The 1,036-nt window shown below is 42.4% G+C and carries 1 protein-coding gene; it reads left to right on the top strand.

What is annotated here, in order from left to right:
- Positions 1–36: 36 nt before the first annotated feature.
- Positions 37–1,036, top strand: a protein-coding gene (locus tag ACED41_RS21540; protein ID WP_371725673.1) for an IS630 family transposase whose coding sequence is annotated in 2 segments (ribosomal slippage) — positions 37–495 and positions 497–1,036 — 999 coding nt annotated over the 2 segments. Because the reading frame shifts where the segments join, the coding sequence is not laid out codon by codon here. This gene is flagged as partial in the annotation.

The raw sequence follows: 1,036 nt of genomic DNA, 5'->3' as shown, positions 1-1,036 counted from the left end.
CTAATTAAGATTGATGAATTATTGTGAAATTTAGCCATGGATAGCCTTAATAACACTGACTTCAAAAAGCTTGCGAGCCAGCAAAAAACCATTCAGATGAAGATGCGTTTACTTGCGCTCGCACACTTTAAAGACGGCCTCTCTCGTACACAAATTGCAAAATCTCTCAAAGTCAGTCGAACCAGTGTCAATAAATGGGTTCGGATTTTTTTTGAAGAAGGCCTAGAAGGACTTCAAGAAAAACCTCGGACTGGTAGGCCTGCATACCTCACCGATGAGCAGCGGGCTCAACTCAGTGCCTTCATAAAAAAAGAAGCTGAATCACCTTCTGGTGGCCGCCTTGTTGGAAGCGATATACATGACTACATCGTTAAACACTTTGACAAGCACTACCACCCTAATTCCATCTATTATCTCCTCGACCACATGGGTTTTTCTTGGATAACTTCTCGTTCCAAACACCCTAAACAATCACAGCAAATACAAGACGATTTTAAAAAAATTCCAAATCGAAACGATCCTTAAGATCCCCGGCCATATTGGGCTAGAGAGTGTTGATGTCTGGTTTCAAGACGAAGCTAGGTTTGGTCAGCAGAACACAACAACACGTCTTTGGGCTACTCGTGGAACGAGACCTCGCGTAGTAAAACAGCAGCAATTTGAATACGCTTATTTGTTTGGCTCAGTGTGCCCATCGAGAGGGATTGGTGAGGCAATGGTCGTCCCTTGGGTTAACAAAGACATCATGATAAACCATCTAGAGCAGATATCTAAAGTCACAGAAAAAGACCGTCATTCAGTGGTAATAATGGATGGCGCAGGATGGCATACCGATGATATTGCTAACCCATTTGATAATGTCAGTATTATCAAATTGCCGCCATACTCACCAGAGCTTAACCCTATAGAGCAAGTGTGGAGTTGGTTAAGGCAACACTATCTAGCAAACCAAAACTTCATTGATTATAACGATATTGTTTCGAAGGTCTGTAGCGCTTGGAATGGATTTCTTGAGTGCAAAGATCGCGTCACAAAA

Origin of the sequence: Vibrio sp. 1F255 (genome assembly GCF_041439145.1) — a bacterium.
In the GTDB taxonomy this organism is placed as follows: domain Bacteria; phylum Pseudomonadota; class Gammaproteobacteria; order Enterobacterales; family Vibrionaceae; genus Vibrio; species Vibrio crassostreae_C.
The sequence above is the reverse complement of the archived record's forward strand: the minus strand, read 5'-3'. Positions and strand labels throughout refer to the sequence as shown.